This window comes from Actinosynnema sp. ALI-1.44 (assembly GCF_001984155.1).
In the GTDB taxonomy this organism is placed as follows: Bacteria; Actinomycetota; Actinomycetes; order Mycobacteriales; family Pseudonocardiaceae; genus Kibdelosporangium.
On record NZ_MTQO01000043.1, the window covers coordinates 82,775 to 103,636 of the forward strand.

A 20,862-nucleotide genomic window follows, 5' to 3' on the forward strand; every position below is an offset into this window, starting at 1 on the left:
GGCCCCGGTGTTACTCACAGGTCGGCACGCGGCCGACCAGGATCGACACCCGGACCTCCTCGGTGAAGGGCTGGTGCGGTTGGAGTGCGTCGCGCAGCCGCTCGGCGAACGGCTCCCGTTGCTCCGGGGCGGGAAGGCGGTCGACGGGCAACGCCGAATACACACCGCCGATGATCTGGTCCGTGCTGAGCTCGTCGGTGTAGTCGACAGTGGTGGCGGAGACGTCGTAGCCCGCTGCCGTCAAGCTGTCGCCGTACCGCAGTTGGCTGGCTTCGTCGGTGCCGCAGGTGCGGCCGAGTTTCGTGTCCAGCCATTGCTCCATGCAATCGCGCAACGCGTACGACCATGCCGTGTCCTGCTGCCACAGCGGCGTCCCGTTGGCCAACACGGCCACACCGCCACCCGGCCGGATGAGGGGCGCCAGGTCCTGGAACAGCTGCTCGTGGTCCATCCAGTGCAGGGCTTGGCCGATGGTGACCGCGCCGAGGGCGCGGTCACCGAGCACAGCGCCCAGGGCGGGTATGTCGGCGTCGGACCCGAGCATCCAGCTGACGTTGGCCACGTCCTGTTCACGCGCGGCGGACCGGGCGCGGACCAGCATGTCCGGCTCGGGATCCACGGCGACGACGGATCGCACGCGCCGGGCGACGGGCAAGCTCAACTGGCCGGTGCCGCACCCGAGATCGACCACGACGTCATCGGTGGTCAACCCGAACGCCGCCACCAGCTTGTCGATCGCCGCTGGGGGATAGCCACGCCGGTACCGGTGGTAGAAGTCGACCACCGCGCCGCGAAAACCGAGATCCATACCGCCAGACTGCTCGCCACAACCCTGCCGCGAAACAGGTTCAGCTCACAGCGTGACAGATCAGACCCGGGTGACCTTCCAGTGCTGGCTCGTGCTGCCGGTGTCGCTCTGCTGCACGATCGGCGCGCTGTCCGCAGTGGAGTCACCGGCCACGCTCAGCAGTTTGCCGCTGCGCGCGCTGACGATCTTCACGTGACCGCTGCCCGCGTCCACCAGGCGCCACTGCTGGTTGACGCCGCCGTTGGCGGACCACTGGATGATCTTGGCGCCGTCGGCCGTCGAGTTGTCGGCCACGTCGACGACCAGGCCCGTCGCGGCGCTGGTGATGGTCGAGACACCGTTGCCGAGGTCACCGAGGTGCCACTGCTGGTTCCCGCCACCGTGCTGGGCGTACTGGATCAGCTGCGTTCCCTGCGTCGTCGACCCGCCGGGGACGTCGAGAGCCTTGCCGCTGCGCCGGTTGACCAGCACGCAGTTGTTGCTCAAGGTGTGCCGCAACGGGATCGGCTTCGGTTCCAGCTGGTGCAGGTCCAATACCACGATCTCGTTGGCGCCCTTGCGCAGCCATGTCCCCGGGCAGTACAGGTTCTGCTGCGGCCCGATCTTCCAGTAGCGGCCAAGGTTGTTGCCGTTGACCCAGACGAGGCCGTGCGTCCAGCCGGACATGTCGAGGTACGTGTCGCCCACAGTGGACAACGTGAGCGTGGCCTTGAAGAAGATGCCCGGCCGGTCCGGTGCGGTGATGACCGGTTTCAGTCCTGACACGTAGGCCTCGTCGACCGGCAGGGGATAGGTCTGCCAACCGGTGAGCTGGGTCCCGGCCACCGACACCTGCTTGGTGATGCCCTTGCGGTCGACCAGCCCGTGCCCGAAGTTGATCCGCCCGAGGCCCTCGACCAGGATGTCCACCGTTCCAGGGCTGGTCGGCAGGGTCAGCGAATCCCCGGTGGTCACCTTCAGCGGACCGGCGTAGCTGGCCGGTACGGCCGTGCGTGAGATCCCGCCCTGGTACTTGCCGTTGGCGTACACCGTGGCGTAGTCGTGCACAGCGGTGATCTTCAGCGCGCCACCGTTGGCCACTGCCTTGCGGTACAGCATGAACCCGCTGTTCTGGCCGTAGGCCTCCATCGGCTTGACGTCCTGAGTGGACAGCGGCGCGGGCAGGTTGTCCCACAACGACGCGTAGGGCACGGGCGTCGGGCCGTCCTGCGCGATGGTGGCGATGGGCGCGGGGATCGGCGGCAGCGTGCCGACGTAGCTGCTGATCAGGTCCCGGTACGCCGGGTACAGCGCGGCCGGTGCGCCCTGCTCGGTGATCGGCGCGCCGTAGTCGTAGGTGGTGACGTCCGGCTGGTAGTTGCTGCCGTCGTTGCTCGCGTTCGCGCCTGCCCAGTAGCCGAAGTTCGTGCCGCCGTGCAGGACGTAGATGTTGAACGACAGACCGCTGTCCATCAGGCCGCGCAGCGTGCCGGTGATGTTCGTCGGCCCGGCCATCGCGGGCTCGCCCCAGTGCGTGAGCCAGCCGGGGTAGAGCTCGCCGGACAGCGCGGGCACCTTCGGGAACGACTCGCGGCACTTCGCGATGTCCGCGGCGTTGCCGCCGGACAGCCCGATCGCGCCGCCGGGCACGACCGTGCGGTTGGCCTGGACCTGGCCGAGGCCGTCCTGGGTGTAGAACGGGCCGGTGATGCCCTCGTCCAGCCACATCCGGCGGATGTCGGTGAGGTGCGGCGTCTCGTTGCCGTACGACCCGAACTCGTTCTCGACCTGGACCATCAGCACGGGCCCGCCGTTGTCGGCCATCAACGGCTTGACCACGGGCGCGATGGCCTTGACGTACCGGCGCACAGCGGCCATGTACCGCGAGTCCTTGCTCGTCCGCAACGCCACGGGGTCGTTGGCCAGCAGCCACGCGGGAAGGCCGCCGAGATCCCACTCGGCGCACACGTACGGCCCCGGGCGCAGCAGGACCCACATGCCCTCCTCCTGGCAGATGCGCAGGAAGGCGGCGAAGTCGCGGCGGTCGGTGGTCAGGTCGAAGTGGCCCGGCCGCTCCTCGAGGTAGTTCCACATCAGGTACACGCCGATGGTGTTCAGGCCCATCGCCTTGGCCATCTGCACGCGGTGCCGCCAATACTGCCGGGGGATGCGCACCGGGTGCATCTCGCCGCCGCGGATCTGGAACGGCTTGCCGTCCAACAGGAACGCCGATCCGTCCGGTGCGAACGAGAACACATGTCCCGCGGCGGCGTGCGCCTGGCCGGTGGCGACCATCGCGCCCAGCGGGGTCAACAGACTGGCGGCCAGGAAACCACGACGCTTCATCGAATGCGCTCCTCGGGTGGCTCGGCGGGGATGTTCGATTCTGTGCGCGAAGCTGCGCGTTAGTCAAGAAAAACAAACATCACCGATCAAGTGTGAGCACACCTGCGCACGGCGGTGTTGAGTTCTGTGTGGTTGCCCCCGTGGGCGGGCATGGCGGAGACTGCTGATCGTGAGTTACGAGAAGGACCCACGCGTCGACGACTACATCGACAAGCTGCCGGAGTGGCAGCAGGAGATCTGCCGCCAGGTGCGCGACATCGCGCATGCCGCCGACCCCGAGGTCGTCGAGACGATCAAGCGGACGGTCCAGCCGTACTTCGTGCTCGACGGCAACGTCTGCGCGCTGCTGGCCGCCAAGAACCACGTGAACGTGTTCCTCTACGACGGAGGCATCGTTCCCGACCCGGAGGGCATCGTCACAGCCGGACACCAGAACAAGACCGGCCGGATGATCTCCTACCACGAGGGCGAGCCGATCCAGGTCGCGGCGCTCACTCAGTACCTCAAGCACATCATCGCGAACAACCGCGCCGGTGGCTGGCGCAAGATCAAGGCGGCGCAGGGGTTGTGACGCCCGGCGAACCGGTTGGGTAAAAGGGGTGTCAGCTCTCGCGGTGGGTCCGCAAGAGGGGCAGGAACACCTCATCGACGATGGAGTGGACACGTTCGGCGCTGGGGGCGTCGAGGCTCATGAGCAGATCGTGTCGTAGCAGGTCGAACGGCAGGGCGAGGACCGCTGGTGGGATGCGTTCCGGGTCGATCTCGCCGCGGGCCGCGGCCCGCTGGTAGATGGCTCGCGTTTGAGGGAGCAACTCGCCGCCCATGACCTGTTCACGGAACTGGGCGGGTGACAGGCCGGTGGAGGCACGCAGCCCCGAGAACACGGCCGCCGTGATGGCGAGGAACCCGGCGAGCGAGGCGCCCAGCGCGGTCAGGTACTGGGGCCGTTTCACCCTCATCGACTTCGGCGCCCGGCAGGCGACGACGCTGCCGGGCACCGGACATCGGGTGCTCCACGTCGTCGCGGCGCCGGTCGGCGAAGGCGAGATCGCGGACACCGCAGGCAACCTCGCTGCAGCTTATGCCCCCTCCAGCGGAACTCTCGTCCTGATCCGTCCCGACGGCTATATCGGGCTGATCTCCGACGCAGGCGACCTCCAGGCCGTCACGAACTATCTCGCCGCGTTCAGCTGACGCCCACTGGACCGCCGGTGGCGCGGTGGACGGTGGCCTTCGTGATCATTCTTGGGTGAGCGGGACGGTGCTGGAGCGGGACTCGATCGCGTCCAGCCTCGCGAGAGTGGCGGCGTCGAACCGGGTGTCGGTGGCGGCGAGGTTGACGGCGAGGTGGTGTGCGTTGGCGGTGCCCGGAATCAGCAGCACGTTCGGGGCGTGGTGGAGCAGCCAGGCAAGGGCGACCTGAGAGGGGCATCGCACCTCCGTGCAAAAGAACCGTCGTTCTGCTTGAGTTCGCGCTAGCAGAACGGCGGTTCTTTTTGAAGCGGGGCGGCCCTACAGGTTGGCGGCGAGCAGCTCGGGATAGTCGAACTCGCCGTCGGCGGTTCCGGCGAGGAAGGCCGACCACTCGCCCTCGTCGAAGCGAAGCTCGACTCCGGTGGCGAGGGATGTGACGAGGGTGTCGATGCCGATCCTGGTGATGGTGGCGACCCCGTTCGTGGCGGTGAAGCCGTTGCGGGCGTCGCTCAGGAACGTTGTCCAAGCCGGGGCGGAGAAGGCGATTGTGCCTGCTTCAGGGTGCTTGCTGTGCCGGACAAGCACGCCTTCGAGTGTCGGTGCTACCTCGACACAGTTACCAGTGCCGGTGCTGTGACTGCTTTTGCGCCAAGTGAAGGCTGTGTTCATCGCAACTCCTTGATCACGTCGTGGATGAGGTCCAGTGATTTCCGCGGAGTCAATGCCTGGCTTTGCACGGACGCGAACGCGTGGAGGTAACTGCGAATGACGCCATCGCGCTCGTGCACAGTCCAGGATGTCACGCCGTCGACGTAAACGGCTTCCGGATCGGCCTCGTCGGGCCACTGGATGACCACGAACGAGTCGCCGAGTGCGGCGTGGGCGTCGGCGGTGAACGGCACGACCTGCACCGTGACGTCGTGTTCGCGGACCACGCGGACGATGTGGCGTAGTTGGTCGTACATGATGGCTGGGCCGCCGACCTGCTGGCGGATGGCCGCTTCTCCCACGATCGCGGTGAGCCGCATTCCTTCGCTGAGCCGCTTCTGGCGTTTCATGCGCAGTTCGAGGTACCGGTCGATGTCGGCCACCCGGATATGGGGAGCAACCGCGGTGATGACGCGCTCGGCGTAGTCATGGGTCTGGAGCAGGCCCGGGATGACCTCGCCCTCGTACGTGCGGATCCACGAAGCGTCCGCCTCCAGTTCGATGAGCATCTGCACGGCTTCGGACAGGATGTCGCCGTAGTCCTGCCACCAGCCGGGCTCATCGGCCTTGCGGCGCAGGGCTTCCAGTTGGTCGGCGACCCCGGTGGGGATGTGCAGCGTGTCCACGGCGAGGGCCAGCGCGGGTGGCGAGATCTTGGTCTTGCCCGATTCGATCTTCGACCAGGTCGCCTGGTGCATGCCGAGCTGCGCGGCCAGGTCGGTGCCGGACAAGCCGCTCTGTCGCCGGTAAGTACCCAGTCGGGCACCGAGGCGGCGGCTGCGCACGGTTGGTCGCATCATGTCCTCCAGATTATGAGCGCTCGTAAGCGTCACTCGTTCGGGCGACTTCTTCTGCGATGCAAGGACTCCAGCATTATTCTTGGCATGAGTCAGCCGCATCTTCATGAATGGAGACTACCAATGACATCAGCGATCGCGAGCGTTCGACACCTGGCGCCACGACTGTTCGCGGTGGTGCAGGAGCACGACGGTCGCGTGATCGCGTGGGGCCTGGCCTTCGACAACCGCACCGAGCTCTTCTCGCTGGAAGGCGGGATGCGGATGAGCATGGACACCCCGGATGAGGTGCTGTACCTGATGGAGTTCGGCAGCGACACCGAGGTCCACCTGGTGTGGGTCGAGCCGCGCGGCGAAAACCCGGTCGGCGAGCTGAGCCCCGGCCGCTAACCTGGGGTTCTTCTTTCGCACATCGGCGACACAAAGGTGGCAGAACGACAATGGGTGTCCCAGATCGACCGTCGTTGGACGGTCTGGCCGAGAAATGGGCAGCGCAGTGGGAAACGACCGGGCTGTACAGGTTCAGCGCCCCGGGCGACCGCGCGGCCGTATTCTCGATCGACACGCCACCTCCGACGGTCAGCGGGTCACTGCACGTCGGGCACGTGTTCTCCTACACGCACACCGACATCGTCGCCCGCTACCAGCGGATGCGCGGCAAGCACGTGTTCTACCCGATGGGGTGGGACGACAACGGCCTGCCGACCGAGCGGCGCGTGCAGAACTACTTCGGTGTCCGGTGTGACCCGTCGTTGCCCTACGACCCGGGGTACCAGGCGCCGGAGCCGGGGAACAAGAAGGTCGTGGACATCTCGCGGCGCAACTTCGTCGAGTTGTGCGAGCGGCTCACGGTCGAGGACGAGAAGGTCTTCGAGGGCCTGTGGCGCCAACTCGGGCTGTCGGTCGACTGGACCCGGACGTACACCACGATCGGCCGTCATTCGCAGCGCGTGTCCCAACGCGCTTTCCTGCGCCAACTACGCGCTGGGGAGGCGTACCAGGCCGAGGCGCCGACGTTGTGGGATGTCGGTTTCCGTACAGCCGTGGCGCAGGCGGAGCTCGAGGACCGTGATCACCCGGGCGCGTGGCACCGCATCGCGTTCCACGGTCCGACAGGGGAGCGGATCCACATCGAGACGACGCGGCCGGAGCTGTTGCCCGCGTGCGTCGCGTTGATCGCGCACCCCGAAGACGAGCGTTACCAACACCTGTTCGGCACGACCGTGACCACGCCGGTGTTCGGCATGACGGTTCCCGTTCTGGCACACGAGGCCGCGGAACGCGACCGTGGCGCGGGCATCGCGATGTGCTGCACCTTCGGCGATCTGACCGACGTGCGCTGGTGGCGTGAGCTGAAACTGCCCAACCGCACGGTGATCGGCCGTGACGGGCGCATCCTGCCCGACGGTCCCGAAGGCATCGACCGCGAGGCGTACGACCAACTCGTGGGCGCGACCGTGCACACCGCGCGCGAACGAGTTGTCGGGATGCTGCGCGAATCCGGTGATCTGGACGGCGACCCGCGTCCGGTTGTCCGGCCGGTGAAGTTCTACGAGAAGGGCGACAAGCCGCTGGAGATCGTCGCCAGCAAGCAGTGGTTCATCCGGTCGGTCGCGCACCAGGACGCGCTGCTGCGCCGGGGCGAGGAACTGCGTTGGCACCCGGCGAACCTCAAGGTCCGGTACGACGACTGGGTCCGCGGCCTCAACGGCGACTGGCTGATCTCCCGCCAGCGCTACTTCGGCGTCCCGTTCCCGGTCTGGTACGCGGTGGACGCCAACGGCGAACCCGGCGAGCTGATCCTGCCGAGCGAGGACGCGCTGCCGGTCGACCCGTCCACGAACGTGCCCGACGGGTACACGGCCGACCAGCGCGGCGAACCCGGTGGATTCGTCGGCGAGACCGACGTGATGGACACGTGGGCGACGTCGTCGCTCACGCCGCAGATCGTGTGCGGCTGGGAGGAGGATCCTGAGCTGTACGCGCAAACGTACCCGATGGATCTGCGCCCGCAGGCTCACGACATCATCCGGACGTGGCTGTTCGCCACGATCCTGCGTGCCGAACTGGACTCCGGCACGCTGCCGTGGCGGCACACCGCGCTGTCGGGCTGGATCCTCGACCCGGACCGCAAGAAGATGAGCAAGTCCAAGGGCAACGTGGTCACCCCGGTGGACCTGCTCGTCCAGTACAGCCCGGACGCGGTCCGCTACTGGGCCGCCAGCGGACGGCCCGGCACCGACACCGCGTTCGACCAGTCCCAGATGAAGATCGGCAGGCGGCTGGCCACGAAACTGCTCAACGCGGCCAAGTTCGTGCTCGGCTTCCCATCACCCGACCCCGACGCGGCCGTCACGGACCCGCTCGACCAGGCCATGCTCGCCGCCCTGGACGATGTCGTGCGCCAGGCAACGGACGCGTTGGAAGCGTTCGAGTACACGACCGCGCTGGAGCGCACCGAGCGGTTCTTCTGGGTGTTCTGCGACGACTACCTCGAACTGGTCAAGCAACGCGCGTACGGCGACGTCAGCGAAGGCAGCGCCCAGTCCGCTCGGCTGGCGTTGCGCACGGCCCTGGACACGATCCTGCGGCTGTTCGCGCCGTTCCTGCCGTACAGCGCGGAAGAGGCATGGTCGTGGTGGCACACGGATTCCGTGCACACCGCGCCGTGGCCCACGCCTCGCGGCATGTCCACGGACGGTGCGGCGCTCGACCTGGCCAGCTCGGTGATCACGGTGGTGCGCAGGGAGAAATCCGCTGCGAAGTTGTCCATGCGCGCCGAGGTCGACACGGTCCGTGTGCACGCTCCGGCCGACCAACTGGACGTGGTCACGTCGATCGGGCCGGATCTGCGTGCGGCGGGCAACATCGGCAGGCTCGATGTCGTGCCGTCGGACGAACTGCGGGTGGAGGTGTCCCTAAACCGGTTGTGACTCGCGGGAGTCCTGGAGGACTTCGCGGGCGACGAGCACGCCGCCGACGAACGCGACCGGCATGACGATGATCGCGAGCAGCGGGATGGCACACAGCAACGACGCGGGCAGCCCGAGGCCCAGCATGAGTCCACGGCGCTTGCGCACGTGGGCCCGGCGTTGTTTGAGCGCCATCCCGCGCCGGTAGAACGGCACCGCGACCAGTTCCAGCGCCAGGAACCAGGCGCTGACCAGCGCGAGCAGGACAGGCACGACGAACTGGCCGACAATCGGGATGAACCCGGCGAAGAACAGCGGGATCGCGTACATCAACGACCAGAGCACGAGGATGAGGCCGTCGCGGATGCCCATCCCCAGCAGCCGGTACCACGGCAGGTCGACCGCGCCGGGCACGCCGCCGAGGTCGTCCTCGACCTTCTCGGCGATGTACTCGTAGAACGGCGCGCCGATGGCCAGCGTCAACGCGGAGAACAGGATCAGGCCGATGGACAGCGACGCGGCGAACAGCACCACGGCCGCGGCGACCCGGATCGTCGTGCGCCACGTGTCCGACCAGTCGTCGGCGAACGGCGTGACCCAGGCCGACAGGTCGCCGATCCACACCACCAGTGCGATCATCCCGCCGAGCAGCAGCAGGGTGGTCAGGACCGCGGGAATGGCGCCGAGCAGCAGCAGTTTCGGCTTCCGCAGCAGAATGCCCAGCCCTTGGGCGAACATGCCCATACCTTTGACGAAGTCACGCACGCGGTAGTTCTACCAGTGCCGACCTGGGGCTATCCGGGCGGATCGGACGTTCGGGACATCGCCGGACCCATCAGGATCCCGTCAACGCGACGGCGGGGCGTGTCAAAACGCCGTCAGCGGTGTTCAGATGCGTGAACACCCGGGGCATTCTGCGGTTATCGGCAAGATCCTTGTGGTGGACGACGATCCGCAGATCGCACGCGCTCTGCGGATCAACCTCGTCACGCGCGGGTACCAGGTGACGACCGCGCACGACGGCGCCGGTGCGTTGCGCGCCGCAGCCGGGAACAAACCTGACCTGATCCTGCTGGACCTGTGCCTGCCGGACATCGACGGCGTCGACGTGATCACCGCGCTGCGCGGCTGGAGCCGTACGCCCATCGTGGTCCTGTCGGCTCGCCGCGACCCGCACAGCAAGATCGTCGCGCTGGACGCGGGCGCCGACGACTACGTCACCAAGCCGTTCGGGATGGACGAGCTGCTGGCCAGGATCCGCGCGGCGACCCGCCGGTCGTCCACTGCCGCCGCGCTGGCGCAGCAGGCACTCGTCGACACCGGAACCTTCACGGTGGACCTGACCGCGAAGCGGATCTGGCGCGACAGCGTCGAACTGCACCTCACCCCGACCGAGTGGGGCGTGTTGGACATGCTCGCCCGCAACCGGGGCAGGCTGGTCAGCCAACGCCAGTTGCTCGACGAGGTCTGGGGGCCGGGGCACCAGGCCGACGGGCACTACCTGCGCGTCTACATCGGACAACTGCGGCGCAAGCTCGAACCGGAACCCGCGCGGCCGCGGCACCTGATCACCGAGCCGGGGATGGGCTACCGGCTGGTGTGAGCCGCTGGTAAGTTGGGTCTAATGCCCACCAATGAGCAGATAACCCAGCACCACGACCCTGATCCGAACGAGAACCCGTGGGTCAACGGCCCACCGCCGCCCGAGACGGTCGTGATCAGTTCCTACAACCCGGAGTGGCCCCGCCGCTACGAGACCCTGGCCGCTGGGATCCGCGCGGCGCTCGGGGACGCGGTGCTCGACCTGGACCACGTCGGGTCCACGTCCGTCGAAGGTCTCGCCGCGAAGGACGTCATCGACATCGACCTCACCGTCGCGGACCCCCGTGACGAGGACGCGTACCTGCCTCCGCTGGAACGACTCGGCTACCACCTCGTAATCCGCGAACCGTCGTGGCACGAGCACCGGTGCCTCCGGCTCACCGACCCCCGCGTCAACCTCCACGTGTTCGGCCCGGACTGCCCGGAGACCGTCCGGCACAGGATGTTCCGCGACTGGCTGCGTGCCCACCCCGACGACCTCGCGCTCTACGAGGAGGCGAAGCGGGCCGCCGTCCCGGGCGGCGGACACGTCATGGACTACAACCGGCGCAAGGAGAAGACGATCCGCGAGATCTACGACCGGCTGTTCCGCGCGGCGGGGATGCTCTAGCTTTTGGCAACCAATGTGGCCTTCGTTGCCAAAAACGCAACCAATGTGGCATTCGTTGCGTTTCATGCAGGTGCATGGGATAGGGGTCTGGCCGCAGCACTAGCTCGCCATGACCCCGGTCTCGACGAACGTTGCCCTGCGCACAATGGACAGTGCGTGGTCGCCGAACCGTTCGTAGCACTGGCTTAGCCGCACCGCGTCCACGGCGGCGCCGACACCGTACGACCAGTCCTGGTACTCCAGTACGGCGAACAACGACCTGTGCAGGTCGTCCAGTTCCTCGTCGGCGGCGCTGACGGCGCCGACGAGCCCGGAACTGCGTGTCCGCAACGTCTCTGCCGCGTCGTGCGCGAGATTCACCGCGATGTCGGCCATCTGCGCGAACCGCGGGCGCAACACCGGTGGCAGCACTTCGCGGGGGGACCGCCTGCGGACGGTCTCGGCGATGTGCTGCGCCAGATCGCCCATCCGCTCCAGGCTTTCCGCCGAGTGCATCGCCGCGATCACCAGCCTGAGGTCACCGGCGACCGGTGCCTGCAACGCCAGCAGCAGGTGCGCGTCCGACTCGCAGGCCGAGCGGGCCAAGTCGACGATCCGGTCGTCGGCGATGACCCGTTCGGCGGTGCTGAGGTCGTTGGTCAGCAAAGCCGTGGTGGCGTCCCGCATCGCGGCCGCGGCGAGGTCGCTCATGTTCACCAGGGACGCCACGAGGTCGTCGAGACGGTTGCGGAAGCTGTCGCGCATTGGTCCAGCCTAAGGGCGGACCTCGTCAATTTCGGCTGCCGACGGCGTCAAGGTCGCGTCAAGCAATGGTTCTGGCCCGCGTCCGGCACGATCTACTTGCGCCATGAGGACGACTGTCAGGCGGTGGCCCAGGCTCGGCGCGCTCTACGGCGCCGGGCTCGGCTTCGCAGGTGGAATCGTCGCGGCCGTCGTTTCGGCGGTGGGCGGCCTGGTTGATCCGTTGAGCGCGCCCGTGCTCGTGGTCGCGGTTGTGTCGGCCGTGACCACAGGGGCCGGTGCGTTGCTCGCCGGGCTGCAGAGCTGGTTGCTCTACGCGAGCTTCGTCATCGGACACGGTGGTGAGCTTGAATTGTCGGGCCTCAGCTTCCAGTCGGCGGTCGTCCTCGCAGGCACCGCGGTGATCGCGACCGCCGCCGGTGCCGCCATCAGGTGGATCCAACAGCCCGCGCTCGTCGAGATCCCGCACCAGCGCGCCGCGGCTGACGCGGTCACGAACGTGTTGGTGAACCGGTGAAGACGGCCGAGAAACACCGATTAACGGTCGTCGGCGGCCTGGCCGCGCTGTCGCTCGACGCGATGGCCTCCGTGGCATACGGCCCGGAGGCCATCGTCATCGTCCTGGCCGTGGCCGGTGGCGCCGGGCTCGGGTTCACGGTGCCTGTGACGATCGCGATCGCCGTCCTGCTCGGCGTGCTGACGTTGTCCTACCGGCAGGTGATCGCCGCCTTCCCCGAAGGCGGCGGGGCGTATGGCGTGTCGAAGAAGTACCTGGGGCGGCGGGCATCCCTGGTGGCAGCAGCGTCACTGGTGATCGACTACGTGCTCAACGTGGCAGTGTCGGTCGCCGCTGGTGTCGCCGCGCTGACGTCGGCGTTCCCCGAGCTGTTGCCGTACACGGTGTGGTTGTGCCTCGGTGTTCTCGTCGTGATCACCGCCGTGAACCTGCGCGGGATCGCCCACAGCGGGCGGGCGTTCATCGTGCCGACGATCATCTACATCGGATCGATCGTGCTGGTGGTCATCGTGGGGCTGATCCGTGACAACGCGGCGGTGTCCGAGCATTCGGCTGGGGCACAGCAACTGCAGACCGTCGGCGTGCTGGTGCTGTTGAAGGCGTTCGCCAACGGCTGCGCGGCGCTGACCGGCGTGGAGGCGATCGCCAACGCGGTGCCTTCGTTCCGCCGACCGCGCGCAAACGAGCGCAGAACGCCGAGGTGGCGCTCGGGCTGCTGTTGGCGGTGATGCTGCTGGGGATCGCGGTGCTGGTGCAGAAGTTCAGCATCCACCCCGCCGACGGGGTGACCGTGTTGTCGCAGGTGACCGAGGCGTCCATCGGCAGCGGGTTCGGGTTCTACGTCGTCCAGTTCGCCACGGTCGTCCTGCTCGCGCTCGCGGCCAACACGTCCTTCGGCGGCCTGCCGGTCCTGGCCCAACTGCTGGCCAAGGACAACAACCTGCCGCACTTGTTCGCGCTGCGCGCGGAACGGCAGGTGCACACGTACGGCATAGGTTTCCTCACGCTGACATCCGCGATCCTGCTCGTCGCGGCGGGCGGTGAGATGAATGTGCTGGTACCGCTGTTCGCGATCGGGGTGTTCGTCGGCTTCACGTTGTCGCAGTTCGGAATGATCCGGCACTGGCGCGCGACCAGGAACCCAGGCTGGCGAAGGCGGGCAGCGCTGAACGGCTTCGGGGCGTTGCTGACCGCGATCGCGGCCGTCGTGGTGACGACGAGCAAGTTCGGCGAGGGCGGCTGGCTGATCGTGGTGGCGTTGCCGGTGATCGTGATGCTGATGGAATGGGTGAACCGCGCTTACCGCCGCATCGGCGACCGGCTGGAACTGGGCCGGACCCCGGTGCCACCACGCCCCAACTCCGCACTCGTGGTGGTCCCGATCGGCACGGTGTCCCGGCTGACCCGCGACGCGATCGCGGCAGCCTTGTCACTGGGCGACCGCGTCGTGGCCGTACACGTCACGGACCCGGACGAGTCAGCCAACGACCTGGTGGCGGCATGGGACCGCTGGAACCCAGGCGTAGACCTGGTGTTGCTGCATGGCGAACGACGCAGACTGGGCGACCCACTGGTGCAGTACCTGCGGAACGTGACGGAGAAGCAGGTGTTCGTCCTGATCGCCGAGGTCGAGCCGGAACACTTCTGGCAACGGATCCTGCAGAACCAGCGCGGCGCGGTGGTCGCACACGCGTTACGCCGCCGGAGGAGTGACGCCGTCGTGTGCCGGTTGAGGTTCCGTGTTGACCCACGTCAGCCAGCTTGGCCGGAGAAGGACAGAGCTGACAGGGCGGCGGCGCAGCCGGTCTGAGTCGTGGTTGCCGCTGCGGCGGCGTGCGGGGGAGTGCAGGGCGGCCTGCAACGGTTCGCGGGGGAAGGGAGTGCAGGGCGGCCTGCAACGGGTTCGCGAGCATGCGCCTTGCAGGCGGTTCGCGAGCATGCGCTATGCAGGCGGCTTGCGCGCAAGCGCAGAAGTGGGCGGCCCTGCGCGCAAGCGCAGATGGGGGCTTCGGGGGTGTCTCCTGCCCGTCGGCCTGGGCGAAGCCAACCACGGGCTGTCAAGAGGTCGGCCTGCCCGAAGAGCCCCAGCGACAGCCATACCGATCCTCTTGATAGACCGTGGTTCCCTGGGGCAGGTCGACGGGCAGGAGGCGCCCTCGCCTCGGATACACACAACAGGATCTCGACTATGGGCAGGGAGTACACCCACCCCATCTCCTGCTTTGAGGTCTGCCACCCGGCGAGGGGCTATCTTTCCCCCGCAGGATCCCAAGCCTTGACCAGGAGTAAGGCGTGGTCACCAGACCCGCAATGGAGATCCCGGGTTTGAAAGACGAAAGACGAAAAGACAAAGACGGGGTCCCTCGCCGGGAGCAGACCTCTGAGCAGGAGGTCTTCGCGCCGTGTTGCTCCCGGCGCACACTTTTCGTGACCCGGGGTTTCAGGGCGCGGGTGTCCCCTGCCCGTCGACCTGCCCCAGGGAACCACGGACAGTCAAGAGGTCCGTATGGCTGTCGCTGTGGCTCTTCTTGTAGGCGGACCTCCTGACAGCCCGTGGTTGGCTTCGCCCAGGCCGACGGGCAGGAGACACCCCCGAAGCACCACTCTGCGCTAGCGCGCAAGCCACGAACTTCTGCGCTGGCGCGCAGGGCCGCCTGCCCTGCGCTTGCGCGCGGGCCGTTGCGAATCGACCTGCGGTCGTCCGGCTACGGGACTGCCTCAGGTTGCGCGGAGGCCCTTCCACAGCAAGTCGAAGACTTCCTCGGCCTCGGTACGCCAGTCGCCGTTCTTGTCGAGCAGCATCGTGCACCCCAGGACCCGCAGAACGGTCTTCGGATTGAGATCGGCCCGGGCGGCTCCAGCTTCTATGTTCGCGGATACCAGCGTGGTCACCGCGTTCAGCATGGCGTCGAACGCCTGGGTGATGAGGTCCTCGTTGTTCTTCGTCGCCGCGTGCAGGGCTGGGCCGAGGCCACGCTTGGTCATCATGTACGAGGCGAAGTAGCCGGTCCACAGGCGGAACGCTTCTTCTGGCGAGTTCTTGTCGAGCAGCGTGGGAACAACGTCGACGAGGGTGCGCACCTCGCTCTGGTAAACGGCGATCACAAGTGACTCCGGCGTGGGGAAATGCCGGTAGACCGTGCCGACTCCGACGTCGGCCTTCTTGGCGATCGCGTTGTACGCCAGACCTTCGTCGCATGCCAGCAGGTGCTTCGCCGCGGCTATGATGCGTTCGTTGTTGCGTCGCGTGTCCGCCCGCCGGGGGCTCACGGATCCCGTGGTCATCGCTCCTCCCGGCACGTCCGGTTCGACTGGATCCACTTCAAGAACCTAATGCATGACCAGGGCGGACCTGGTGTGACTTCAGCGTTGCGAAGCGGATAAGAATCCGGTAGCGTCGGTTCTTGCGGATAGATATCCGGTTCGCTCCTGACCATCATCGCACACACCGCCCAGCGGTGGTTTCTCCGCGGGAATGAGAACTGGTGGACATCACCCTAGAAGTCAACGGCAAGCTGGAGCAGCTCACTGTCGAGCCTGGTGTGACACTGCTCGACGCGTTGCGGGAACGGCTCGGGATCACCGGCCCCAAGAAGGGCTGTGACCGCGGCCAGTGCGGCGCGTGTACGGTCCATGTGGACGGACGGCCAGTGCTGTCGTGCCTGACCCTCGCCGCCACCGTGCGCAAGCCGGTCACCACTGTCGAAGGCCTTGCCGACGGCGACGAGCTGCACCCCGTCCAGCGCGCGTTCGTCGACCAGGACGCGCTGCAGTGCGGGTTCTGCACCTCCGGCCAGATCATGTCGGCCGTCGCCGCGGTCGAGCAGGACGTCGCGGATGTCCGGGAGTTCATGTCCGGCAACATCTGCCGGTGCTCCGCCTACCCGAACATCGTCGCGGCCGTCGAGCAGGCGAGGCGGACCGATGCGACCGTTTGAGCTCACCGCGCCCGACAGCGTCGAAGCGGCGCTGTCCGAACAGGGCACCTTCCTGGCGGGCGGCACCACGCTCGTCGACCTGATGAAACTCAACGTCCTCACGCCGCAGCGCGTCCTGGACATCAACGAGCTGCCGTTGCGCGGCATCGACACCAGCGACGGCCTCCGGTTCGGCGCGCTGGAGCGGATGAACGACATCGCCCACCACCCCGGCGTGTACCCGGTCATCTCCAGTGCCCTGCTGCAGAGCGCGTCGCAGCAGCTGCGCAACATGGCGAGCATCGGCGGAAACCTGATGCAGCGCACCAGGTGTGGCTACTTCCGTGACGTGAACACGCCATGCAACAAGCGAAAGCCGGGCAGCGGGTGCTCGGCCATCACGGGCGACAACCGGATGCACGCCATCCTCGGCACGAGCGATGCCTGTGTCGCCACGCACGCCAGTGACGTGGCCGTTGCCCTCGTCGCGTTGGACGCGCAGATCACCCTGGCCAGTTCCACCGGCACCCGCACGGTCAAGCTCGACGGCTTCTACCGCGTCCCCGGTGAGACGCCCGAGGTCGAGAACGACCTGCGTCCCGGTGAGCTGATCACCGAGGTCTTCGTGCCGAAACTGGACTGGGCGCGGCATTCGACGTACGTCAAGGTCCGGGACCGGCAGTCCTACGAGTTCGCGCTGTGCTCGGCCGCCGTCGCACTGGACATCCAGGACGGCCGGATCGTGGACGCCCGTGTCGCCGCGGGTGGTGTGGCCACCAAGCCGTGGCGGCTGGCCGCGGTGGAAGACGCGTTGCGAGGCGAGCCTGCCACCGTGCGGACGTTCGAGCAGGCCGCGTCGATCGCTGCGGACGGCGCGAAGCCACTGTCGGCGAACGCTTTCAAGCCGTCCTTGCTGAAGCGGACCGTTGTCCGCGCGCTGATCGAGGGGAGTCGCGCATGACCAGCCGGATCGACGGCCCGCTCAAAGTCACCGGCCAGGCGAAGTACGGTGCGGACAACCTCTTCCCCGACACGCTGCACGGCTACATCGTGCTCAGCACGGTCGCCAACGGCGAGATCACGGCCATGGACGTCACGGCGGCCAAGAGTGCGCCCGGTGTGGTCGGTGTGTACACGCCGTTCGACGTGCTCAAGCTGGACAAGGCCGTCAGCTCGGTGTTCGGCGAGACGTGGGTGCCGTTGCAGACCAAAGAGGTCGCGTACTACGGCCAGCCGATCGGCGTCGTCGTCGCCGAGACGTACGAGCAGGCCAGGGACGCGGCGATGACCGTCGAGGTCACCTACGACGAGAAGCCCGCGGTGACGTCGTTCACCGACGGGCTGGCCACCGCCGAGGAACCGCCGGAGATCCGGGGCGGAGCGCCCAACGAGATGAGCGTGCTCGCCGACGGCGTCGAGTCTATTGAGGACGCGTTGGCGGCCAGCCCGGTCGTCGTCGACAACACGTACTTCACCGCGACGCAGCACCACACGCCGATGGAGCCGCATTCGGCCGTCGCCAGGTGGGACGCGGCCGGGTTGACCATCTACAGCGGAAACCAGGCCGCCCACCTGCAGGCGGAAGAGCTCTCGACGGCGCTCGGCGTCGACCGCTCGCAGGTCCGGTGCATCAACCCGTTCGTCGGCGGGGCGTTCGGCGGCAAGGCCAGGACCTCGGCCGCGGGGTTCCTCGCCGCAGCGGCGGCGCGGGCGCTGGACCGGCCGGTCAAGGTCGTGATGAGCAGGGAGCAGGTCTTCACCGCGACGGCCGGTCGTGCCGCGACCGCCCAGCGGATCGCGTTGGGCGCGGACAAGGACGGCAAGCTCATCGCCCTGCGGCACGACTCGGTCTCCAGCACCGGGATGGACCGTTCGTTCGTCGAGCCGACCTCACACGGCACGTCCCGTGAGTGGTATGCCACGAAGAACCTCCACATCAGCCAGAAGATGGTGCCGTTGAACATCCCGCCGGTCACGTACATGCGTGCGCCGGGGGAGGCGCCCGGCTCGTTCGCGCTGGAAAGCGCGATGGACGAGCTGGCGATCGCGCTGAACATGGACCCGATCGAGCTCCGGCTGCGCAACAACTCGACCGCGCCGCCGGGCAAGGACCTGCTGTGGTCCAGCAAGCACCTCGACGAGTGCTACCAGATCGGCGCGATGCGGTTCGGCTGGGCCAACCGGTCGCCCCACGGTCACGAGGACGGCGACTGGCTGGTGGGGATGGGCACCGCCACGGCGATGTTCCCGGGCTTGCGGTTCCCGGCCACCGTCCGCGCCACGTTCAAGGCCGACGACACCGCCGAGGTCGGCACCGGTGGTGCCGACCCCGGGACCGGCCTGCTGACCGTGCTCGCGCTGGTCGGCGCCGAGTCGCTGGACATCGCGCCGGACCGGGTGACCCCGGTGCTGGGTGACTCGGCGCTGCCGCCCGGCGGGCTGTCGGGTGGTTCGACCGCGACCGCCAGCGCGGGCAGCGCGACCATGGTCGCTGCCGTCGAGCTGATCGACCAGCTCGTGAAGCTCGCGACCTCGGCCGGTGCGCCGTTCGAGGGCCTCGAGGTGACGTACGAGGGCGGCCGGGTGCTCGCGGACGGCCGGTCGATGACGTTCGGCGAACTGCTGCGGGCCACCGGGCGCACCGAGTTGACCGCGACCGGGTCGTCGGCGCCGGGCGAGGAGTTGACCAAGCACTCGTTCAGCTCCTTCGGCGCCCAGTTCGTCGAGGTCAAGGTGCACAAGTTGACCCGTGAGGCCCGCGTGACGCGGATGCTCGGGGTGTTCGACGCTGGCCGGATCATCAACGAGAAGACCGCGCGCAGCCAGCTGAGCGGCGGCATGATCTGGGGCGTTTCGGCAGCGTTGCACGAGGGGATCGAGATCGAGCCCAGCGGCCGGTTCGCCAACGCCGACCTGGCCGGCTACCTCGTTCCGGTCAACGCGGACATCCCGGACATCGGTGTGCACTTCGTCCAGTACCCGGACACGCTGCACAGCGACCTCGGTGCCAAGGGCGTCGGGGAGATCGGGGTCGTCGGTGTGGCGGCGGCCGTCGCGAACGCCATCCACAACGCGACCGGCATCCGCGTCCGGCACATCCCGATCAGGATCGAGGACCTGCTGGACTCCTGATGTGGCTGAACTCCATCCCGATCATCGCCGCGGCGACGATCGGGATGGCGGCCAGCGACGGGAACGCGATCCCGCGCGCGAGGTAGCCGGGCCGGAACTTGGCGTTGAACCGGTACAGCGACTCGACCTGGATCAACGGGTCGAGCAGGTGCATCACCCGGTAGCCGAGCCTGGCCGCGCCGGTGCGTTCGTCGCCCGCGTCGATCAGCGTGCGGAACGCGGCGAAGTTCAGCGAAACCGCGCGCACACCACCGGCCTGTGCGTACGCCACCAGGTCCACGATCATTCGCTCGTTCAACCCGTTGGGGCCACCACGATCGCGCCGCATCGAGTCCAACGACAGCGCCGGTCCGCACGGCGCGTACCGCTGGAACCCGACCGCGCGGCCCTCGGCGTCACGCGCGATCACCACCACGCAGTCCGGGTGCGAACCGGTCAGCAGTTCGTCGAGGATCATCGAGAACCCGCGTTCCCGTGACCCGTTGAGCCACCCCGTCGACACGGCGGTCAGCTCGGCACGCACGCTCTCCGACAGGTCCCCTTCACGCACCACGCTCGTGGTCACGCCCGCGTTGTGCGTGCGTCGCACCGCCTGCCTGACGTTGCGCATTTCCCGCCCGGACAGGGAGAAAGCGGTCACGTCCAGCACGACCTCGTCCCCGATGCCCAGCGTGCGCAGACCGTGCCGCTGCCACAGCGGGGCGAGTTCGTCCCGCATGCCGAGGACCGCGATCCGCCAGCCCGCGCGGTCGCAGGTCCGGACGAACTCGTCGACGGCGTCCGCGAACGAGCCGGGCGAACCAACCGGATCGCCGCCCGCCACAGCGACCCCGAACAGCACCCGGTACCCGAGCACCGCCTGTCCGTCCCGGCTGAACACGTACGCCTTGTCACGGCGCAACATGAACGGCGCCAACGTGTCCGCGGACGGGTGTTCGACCAGGTTCTTGACTCGCTCCCGGGTGGCCTCGTCGCCTGGCTTCGGCGCAGGCGCGGGTGCCAGCAGCACGATCAACGCGACGCTGACCCCCAGCGCCAGCAAGGATCCGCCGTCGACCTGGAGTTCGTGATGGCCGTGGACGGCCGCGTCGTAGAGCCCGCCGACGGCCAGCGTGGTCAAACCGGCGATGGCCGCACCGCGAATCCTCGCGGGGGCAGGAACAGCCGGGAACGCCGAACGCCGCACGACAAGTGTGACTCCGCCCACCACCAACAGGATCGCCAGCACACTGCGTCCGACGGCGAGCACACCGCACGCCGCCAGCACGAGCGCGAGCCAGTACGCGACCTTCCTGCGCCGCAACAATCCGCATGCCAGTACGAGCAGGGCGATCGCGAACAACGCGACGTGCAACCGTCCGAAGTGGTCGACCACGTGCGCGGCGGGCCTGGCCCAGCTCGGCAACGCCACCCGCACCGCCGACAACAGCGCCACGATCCCGAACCCCGCCGTCACCAGCCCGAACGGCCAGACCTGCTGCCGTGCACCTACCTGCCCACGCACCAGCGTGCCGCTCAGCCTGTCGAGCACCCCCGCCGAATTCCGCACCTGTGAAGTCTGACAGACGAGCGGCGAAGATCGAATTGTCGGCTATGCCC

General features: G+C 67.8%; 22 protein-coding genes. 12 read left to right on the forward strand and 10 right to left on the reverse strand.

Annotated elements, in window-relative coordinates; translation table 11 throughout:
• Positions 1-10: 10 nt before the first annotated feature.
• Together ALI144C_RS17555 and ALI144C_RS17560 are read right to left on the reverse strand one after the other, a co-directional pair.
• A complete protein-coding gene (locus tag ALI144C_RS17555) occupies positions 11-808 on the reverse strand; it encodes a class I SAM-dependent methyltransferase (protein WP_076988186.1) in 798 nt (265 codons plus the stop codon).
• Positions 809-868: 60 nt separating this feature from the next.
• Positions 869-3,133 carry a beta-galactosidase gene (locus ALI144C_RS17560; RefSeq protein ID WP_076988187.1) on the reverse strand — a complete coding sequence of 755 codons (2,265 nt, stop codon included), beginning with the start codon at positions 3,131-3,133 and terminating at the stop codon, positions 869-871.
• Positions 3,134-3,302: 169 nt separating this feature from the next.
• Here ALI144C_RS17560 and ALI144C_RS17565 point away from each other — a divergent pair, with 169 nt between their 5' ends.
• Positions 3,303-3,704 carry a DUF1801 domain-containing protein gene (locus ALI144C_RS17565; RefSeq protein WP_076988188.1) on the forward strand — a complete coding sequence of 134 codons (402 nt, stop codon included), beginning with the start codon at positions 3,303-3,305 and terminating at the stop codon, positions 3,702-3,704.
• 31 nt (positions 3,705-3,735) lie between these two features.
• Here the strand turns inward: ALI144C_RS17565 and ALI144C_RS17570 are convergent, their stop codons facing one another.
• A complete protein-coding gene (locus tag ALI144C_RS17570; protein ID WP_237774193.1) occupies positions 3,736-4,131 on the reverse strand; it encodes a TetR-like C-terminal domain-containing protein in 396 nt (131 codons plus the stop codon).
• A 10-nt stretch (positions 4,132-4,141) separates the two neighbouring features.
• Here ALI144C_RS17570 and ALI144C_RS53335 point away from each other — a divergent pair, with 10 nt between their 5' ends.
• Positions 4,142-4,327 carry a hypothetical protein gene (locus ALI144C_RS53335; protein WP_083753121.1) on the forward strand — a complete coding sequence of 62 codons (186 nt, stop codon included), beginning with the start codon at positions 4,142-4,144 and terminating at the stop codon, positions 4,325-4,327.
• Positions 4,328-4,372: 45 nt separating this feature from the next.
• Here the strand turns inward: ALI144C_RS53335 and ALI144C_RS17580 are convergent, their stop codons facing one another.
• From ALI144C_RS17580 to ALI144C_RS17590, 3 genes are all read right to left on the reverse strand, one after another.
• Positions 4,373-4,570 (reverse strand): aldo/keto reductase, encoded by a 198-nt coding sequence (locus ALI144C_RS17580; protein ID WP_330359593.1) that lies wholly within the window; start codon positions 4,568-4,570, stop codon positions 4,373-4,375.
• Between the two features lie 75 nt (positions 4,571-4,645).
• A complete protein-coding gene (locus ALI144C_RS17585; RefSeq protein WP_076988191.1) occupies positions 4,646-4,996 on the reverse strand; it encodes a DUF397 domain-containing protein in 351 nt (116 codons plus the stop codon).
• The gene (locus tag ALI144C_RS17590; protein WP_076988192.1) at positions 4,993-5,835 is read right to left on the reverse strand and encodes a helix-turn-helix domain-containing protein; all 843 of its coding nucleotides are present in this window, start codon (positions 5,833-5,835) and stop codon (positions 4,993-4,995) included. The genes ALI144C_RS17585 and ALI144C_RS17590 overlap by 4 nt, the downstream gene beginning before the upstream one ends.
• Before the next feature lie 120 nt (positions 5,836-5,955).
• Here ALI144C_RS17590 and ALI144C_RS17595 point away from each other — a divergent pair, with 120 nt between their 5' ends.
• Together ALI144C_RS17595 and valS are read left to right on the forward strand one after the other, a co-directional pair.
• The gene (locus ALI144C_RS17595) at positions 5,956-6,222 is read left to right on the forward strand and encodes a hypothetical protein (RefSeq protein WP_076988193.1); all 267 of its coding nucleotides are present in this window, start codon (positions 5,956-5,958) and stop codon (positions 6,220-6,222) included.
• A 50-nt stretch (positions 6,223-6,272) separates the two neighbouring features.
• Positions 6,273-8,765 (forward strand): valine--tRNA ligase, encoded by a 2,493-nt coding sequence (gene valS / locus ALI144C_RS17600; protein ID WP_076988194.1) that lies wholly within the window; start codon positions 6,273-6,275, stop codon positions 8,763-8,765.
• Here valS and ALI144C_RS17605 read toward each other — a convergent pair.
• Positions 8,751-9,509 carry an EI24 domain-containing protein gene (locus tag ALI144C_RS17605; protein ID WP_076988195.1) on the reverse strand — a complete coding sequence of 253 codons (759 nt, stop codon included), beginning with the start codon at positions 9,507-9,509 and terminating at the stop codon, positions 8,751-8,753. The genes valS and ALI144C_RS17605 overlap by 15 nt on opposite strands.
• Before the next feature lie 127 nt (positions 9,510-9,636).
• On the opposite strand from ALI144C_RS17605, the gene ALI144C_RS17610 reads away from it, so the two are divergent.
• Together ALI144C_RS17610 and ALI144C_RS17615 are read left to right on the forward strand one after the other, a co-directional pair.
• On the forward strand, positions 9,637-10,347 hold the full coding sequence (locus ALI144C_RS17610; protein WP_076988196.1) for a response regulator: 711 nt from the start codon (positions 9,637-9,639) through the stop codon (positions 10,345-10,347).
• A gap of 21 nt (positions 10,348-10,368) precedes the next feature.
• A complete protein-coding gene (locus ALI144C_RS17615; RefSeq protein ID WP_076988197.1) occupies positions 10,369-10,956 on the forward strand; it encodes a GrpB family protein in 588 nt (195 codons plus the stop codon).
• 99 nt (positions 10,957-11,055) lie between these two features.
• Here the strand turns inward: ALI144C_RS17615 and phoU are convergent, their stop codons facing one another.
• Positions 11,056-11,700, reverse strand: coding sequence for a phosphate signaling complex protein PhoU (gene phoU, locus ALI144C_RS17620; protein ID WP_076988198.1), 645 nt, complete (start codon positions 11,698-11,700; stop codon positions 11,056-11,058).
• A gap of 103 nt (positions 11,701-11,803) precedes the next feature.
• Here phoU and ALI144C_RS17625 point away from each other — a divergent pair, with 103 nt between their 5' ends.
• The 3 genes from ALI144C_RS17625 to ALI144C_RS58420 are packed head-to-tail and all read left to right on the forward strand — an operon-like array spanning position 11,804 to position 14,024.
• Entirely contained in the window at positions 11,804-12,214 is a 411-nt protein-coding gene (locus ALI144C_RS17625; protein ID WP_076988199.1) for a hypothetical protein, read from the forward strand.
• On the forward strand, positions 12,211-12,942 hold the full coding sequence (locus ALI144C_RS58415) for an APC family permease (protein ID WP_269086684.1): 732 nt from the start codon (positions 12,211-12,213) through the stop codon (positions 12,940-12,942). Before ALI144C_RS17625 ends, ALI144C_RS58415 begins: the two co-directional genes overlap by 4 nt.
• Positions 12,915-14,024 carry an amino acid permease gene (locus tag ALI144C_RS58420; protein WP_269086685.1) on the forward strand — a complete coding sequence of 370 codons (1,110 nt, stop codon included), beginning with the start codon at positions 12,915-12,917 and terminating at the stop codon, positions 14,022-14,024. The genes ALI144C_RS58415 and ALI144C_RS58420 overlap by 28 nt, the downstream gene beginning before the upstream one ends.
• A gap of 908 nt (positions 14,025-14,932) precedes the next feature.
• Here ALI144C_RS58420 and ALI144C_RS17635 read toward each other — a convergent pair.
• Positions 14,933-15,499, reverse strand: coding sequence for a TetR/AcrR family transcriptional regulator (locus ALI144C_RS17635; protein WP_076988200.1), 567 nt, complete (start codon positions 15,497-15,499; stop codon positions 14,933-14,935).
• Between the two features lie 200 nt (positions 15,500-15,699).
• Between ALI144C_RS17635 and ALI144C_RS17640 the strand changes: the two genes are divergently transcribed.
• Genes ALI144C_RS17640 through ALI144C_RS17650 form a run of 3 tightly spaced genes read left to right on the forward strand, consistent with a single transcriptional unit; the run spans position 15,700 to position 19,263 of the window.
• Positions 15,700-16,152, forward strand: a complete 453-nt coding sequence (locus tag ALI144C_RS17640) for a (2Fe-2S)-binding protein (RefSeq protein WP_076988201.1) — start codon at positions 15,700-15,702, stop codon at positions 16,150-16,152.
• A complete protein-coding gene (locus tag ALI144C_RS17645) occupies positions 16,139-17,092 on the forward strand; it encodes an FAD binding domain-containing protein (RefSeq protein WP_076988202.1) in 954 nt (317 codons plus the stop codon). The genes ALI144C_RS17640 and ALI144C_RS17645 overlap by 14 nt, the downstream gene beginning before the upstream one ends.
• Positions 17,089-19,263, forward strand: coding sequence for a xanthine dehydrogenase family protein molybdopterin-binding subunit (locus ALI144C_RS17650; RefSeq protein ID WP_076988203.1), 2,175 nt, complete (start codon positions 17,089-17,091; stop codon positions 19,261-19,263). The genes ALI144C_RS17645 and ALI144C_RS17650 overlap by 4 nt, the downstream gene beginning before the upstream one ends.
• On the opposite strand, the gene ALI144C_RS17655 is transcribed toward ALI144C_RS17650, so the two are convergent.
• Positions 19,235-20,812 (reverse strand): phosphatidylglycerol lysyltransferase domain-containing protein, encoded by a 1,578-nt coding sequence (locus ALI144C_RS17655; protein WP_143230697.1) that lies wholly within the window; start codon positions 20,810-20,812, stop codon positions 19,235-19,237. The genes ALI144C_RS17650 and ALI144C_RS17655 overlap by 29 nt on opposite strands.
• Positions 20,813-20,862 lie beyond the last annotated feature (50 nt).

Coding starts and splice junctions, on each gene's coding strand:
- ALI144C_RS17555 (WP_076988186.1), bottom strand. CDS start 808: ATGGATCTCGGTTTTCGCGGCGCGGTGGTCGACTTCTACCACCGGTAC.
- ALI144C_RS17560 (WP_076988187.1), bottom strand. CDS start 3,133: ATGAAGCGTCGTGGTTTCCTGGCCGCCAGTCTGTTGACCCCGCTGGGC.
- ALI144C_RS17585 (WP_076988191.1), bottom strand. CDS start 4,996: ATGAACACAGCCTTCACTTGGCGCAAAAGCAGTCACAGCACCGGCACT.
- ALI144C_RS17590 (WP_076988192.1), bottom strand. CDS start 5,835: ATGATGCGACCAACCGTGCGCAGCCGCCGCCTCGGTGCCCGACTGGGT.
- ALI144C_RS17595 (WP_076988193.1), top strand. CDS start 5,956: ATGACATCAGCGATCGCGAGCGTTCGACACCTGGCGCCACGACTGTTC.
- valS (WP_076988194.1), top strand. CDS start 6,273: ATGGGTGTCCCAGATCGACCGTCGTTGGACGGTCTGGCCGAGAAATGG.
- ALI144C_RS17610 (WP_076988196.1), top strand. CDS start 9,637: ATGCGTGAACACCCGGGGCATTCTGCGGTTATCGGCAAGATCCTTGTG.
- ALI144C_RS17615 (WP_076988197.1), top strand. CDS start 10,369: ATGCCCACCAATGAGCAGATAACCCAGCACCACGACCCTGATCCGAAC.
- phoU (WP_076988198.1), bottom strand. CDS start 11,700: ATGCGCGACAGCTTCCGCAACCGTCTCGACGACCTCGTGGCGTCCCTG.
- ALI144C_RS17625 (WP_076988199.1), top strand. CDS start 11,804: ATGAGGACGACTGTCAGGCGGTGGCCCAGGCTCGGCGCGCTCTACGGC.
- ALI144C_RS17635 (WP_076988200.1), bottom strand. CDS start 15,499: ATGACCACGGGATCCGTGAGCCCCCGGCGGGCGGACACGCGACGCAAC.
- ALI144C_RS17645 (WP_076988202.1), top strand. CDS start 16,139: ATGCGACCGTTTGAGCTCACCGCGCCCGACAGCGTCGAAGCGGCGCTG.
- ALI144C_RS17650 (WP_076988203.1), top strand. CDS start 17,089: ATGACCAGCCGGATCGACGGCCCGCTCAAAGTCACCGGCCAGGCGAAG.